Raw genomic sequence first — 2896 nt, 5'->3', positions numbered from 1 at the left:
GCCAGCACAAGTCTCTGGCGTCGGAATAATGGCAAAAAGCTACGCCAACGTCGTTTTCAGAACGATTGAGGTCGATCCGCAGCGGTGGCCTGAAAGAACGCCCGGGCTCGCGGATCACAGGCACAGGCCACATTGATCCGCTGCCAGTCACTGGCCTCGCTGGCGGGACTGAATGCCGTCGCGCAAGACAGCAGGACACCGAAGTAATGAGCCTGGGTCCGCACATAGGCGGAGTCGGACTTGCGCGATCGCGCCCAGATGAACAGTCCACCGACGGGCTTGCCGAAGACCTCCCAGCCAGCATCTTCCAGCACCTGCAACGCGGCCTCTCGGTCACTGTTCAAACGCTGACGCAGCCGCACTACCAGCTTGCGATAAGCACCGCTCGCCAGCAGGCGGGCCAGCACCGACTCGCAAAACCCTGAAGCGCCCATGCTGCTGATCATCTTCACCTCCCCCAGTCGCGAGATGACGTCAGTGCCGGCCACTACGAATCCGACCCGTAACGAACTGCTGAGGGTTTTGGAGAAACTGCCGACATAGATTACGTTTTCGTCGACATCCAGAGCGGCGAGCCGTGCCCCGGGGCCACTGTGCAAATCCGCGTAGACGTCGTCCTCGATCACCCGCACGCCGTGGGTTTTTGCCAACTGCAATATCCGCTGAGCCACCACTGGCGTCAGGCTGCAGCCGGTCGGGTTGTGATAGAAGCTATTGCAGAACAGCGCTCGTGGCCTGTGCTTCAGCAGCAACGCTTCCAGCACTACGATGTCAGGCCCGCGCGGCGTGCGCGGCACTTCGATCATGGTGACACCCTGCAATCGTAACAACTCGAACAGCATGGAATAACCGGGGCTTTCGACGACTACGCAATCTCCCGGTTTGAGCAACGTGCGCACGATCAGGTCGAGTGCCTGGCTGGCCCCCGCCGTTGTCATGATGCGATGTTCACCCACGTTGATGTCCAGCTGTTGCAAGCGCTTGCGGATTTGTTGACGCAATGCAGGCAGGCCCAGCGGTGTGCTGTAGTTGAACAGAGCCGCCATGTCGGTACGACTGACTTCCCGGATGGCGTAACTCAAATCATCGGTTTCATGCCAGCTTTCAGGCAGCCCGCCACCCCCCAGTTTCAGCTCACCCAAGGCACTGCCCCGTGTCACTTGCGTGCCTTCGAGCCAGGGTGAATCCCGTTGCCCTTGAGTAGCGGATGCCGGGGCGGCGACAAAAAAACCCGCACCATGACGCGCACCCAGAACGCCTTGCGCCACCAGTCGCTCGCACGCTTCCACGACGCAGGACTGACTGAGTAAATTGATTCGCGCAATTTGCCGGGTGGAAGGCAAACGCGTCCCCGGCGAAACTTCGCACTGACGCAGCCAGCAGGCTAGCGCGTCAACGACTTGCTGTACGACGGGCACCAGGGCCTGTCGGTCGATTCTCAATTCCATGAGCAAGCAAACTCCTGTTCGTTTGACCGGAACAGTTAATCACAGGCTTGCTGGATGGGTTGTGCGACAACGCCGTCAAAACTTGTGGTTCTAACGGCTTGAAACACATTGGCCGGGCGGCCTAAAAATGCGGGCGGGGTTGGGGGTTGAGTACATATCCGTTTTCTTCGCTGATTTGATCGCGCTCATATTCCGGGCAGATGCTCACTCCCTGTGGGAGCGAGCCTGCTCGCGAAGGGGGCGTGTCAGTCGATATCAATGTTGAATGTGAGGCCGTATTCGCGAGCAGGCTCGCTCCCACAGGGGATTGTGTTGGTGCTCACCGGATATGTACGCAACCAACAATTGCGCAATGCGGGTCAGAACGCCGTCACCCCACCATCCACCGCCAACGAATGACCCGTGGTAAACGCCGCGCCATCACTGCACAGATACAACACCGCACTGGCGATTTCTTCGACTTTGCCAATACGCCCCACCGGGTGCATCGCGTTGGCGAATTCGCCTTTCTTCGGATCAGCCTCATAGGCACGGCGGAACATGTCGGTGTCGATCACCGCCGGGCACACCGCGTTCACCCGAATCTTTTTCTTCGCATACTCGATGGCCGCCGATTTGGTCAGGCCGATCACCGCGTGTTTCGACGCCGCATAAATACTCATTTTCGGCGCCGCACCGAGGCCGGCGACCGAAGCGGTATTGACGATCGCACCCCCGCCCTGGGCCAGCAGCAACGGCAACTGGTACTTCATGCACAACCAGACACCCTTGACGTTGACGCCCATGATTGCGTCGAACTCGTCGAGCGTTCCGTCGGCCAGTTTGCCTTTCTCGATTTCGATGCCGGCGTTGTTAAAGGCGTAGTCGAGACGGCCGTAGGCATTCACCACTTCGTCCATCAGATTTTTTACATCGCTTTCCAGCGTGACGTTGCAACGCACGAAGGTCGCTTCGCCACCCGCCGTTCGAATCAGCGCAACGGTGCCCTCGCCACCGGCGGTGTCCATGTCCGCCACTACCACTTTCAACCCTTCGGCGGCGAATGCCTGGGCGGTCGCGCGACCAATGCCATTGGCGCCGCCGGTGACTACAACGACCCGGCCGGAAAACGTCATGCTCATGTGTGTGTGTCCTCGAATAGAAGAAAGTGGGTTGGCGCAGACCCAGTCTAGCCACAGGCGTCCCCGGCGCGGCAGCACTATCAGAAGGCCGGTTGAGCGCCCATGAGTGGTAGTGATAGAACCGCCCGTCTCACTATCACTGCACTGGATCAGGCTGCATTCGCCGCATCAGCCAAACTTGCGGCATCCGCACTGAAGGTCTATCAACAAGGCTTCATTCATCTTGAGTGCCTCTCATGACTACCCAGACCAATCGCCAATTCCTGCTCGCCAAACGTCCAGTAGGCGCGGCAACCCGCGAAACCTTTACCTATCAGGAAGTACCGG

At 59.2% G+C, this 2896-nt stretch carries 2 protein-coding genes; both read right to left on the bottom strand.

The window, feature by feature from the left end; translation table 11 throughout:
• Window positions 1-56: 56 nt before the first annotated feature.
• The gene (locus tag F8N62_RS31050) at window positions 57-1448 is read right to left on the bottom strand and encodes a PLP-dependent aminotransferase family protein (protein WP_150714031.1); all 1392 of its coding nucleotides are present in this window, start codon (window positions 1446-1448) and stop codon (window positions 57-59) included.
• 359 nt (window positions 1449-1807) lie between these two features.
• Window positions 1808-2569, bottom strand: coding sequence for an SDR family oxidoreductase (locus F8N62_RS31040; RefSeq protein ID WP_150709543.1), 762 nt, complete (start codon window positions 2567-2569; stop codon window positions 1808-1810).
• Between the last annotated feature and the right edge of the window lie 327 nt (window positions 2570-2896).

The sequence above is a fragment of the Pseudomonas fluorescens genome (genome assembly GCF_902497785.1).
Taxonomy (GTDB): domain Bacteria; phylum Pseudomonadota; class Gammaproteobacteria; order Pseudomonadales; family Pseudomonadaceae; genus Aquipseudomonas; species Aquipseudomonas fluorescens_BO.
This window is presented reverse-complemented; position numbering and strand designations above follow the sequence as displayed.

Excerpts from the sequence above, each read along its gene's own strand:
- F8N62_RS31050 (WP_150714031.1), bottom strand. The coding sequence starts at position 1,448 with ATGGAATTGAGAATCGACCGACAGGCCCTGGTGCCCGTCGTACAGCAA.
- F8N62_RS31040 (WP_150709543.1), bottom strand. The coding sequence starts at position 2,569 with ATGAGCATGACGTTTTCCGGCCGGGTCGTTGTAGTCACCGGCGGCGCC.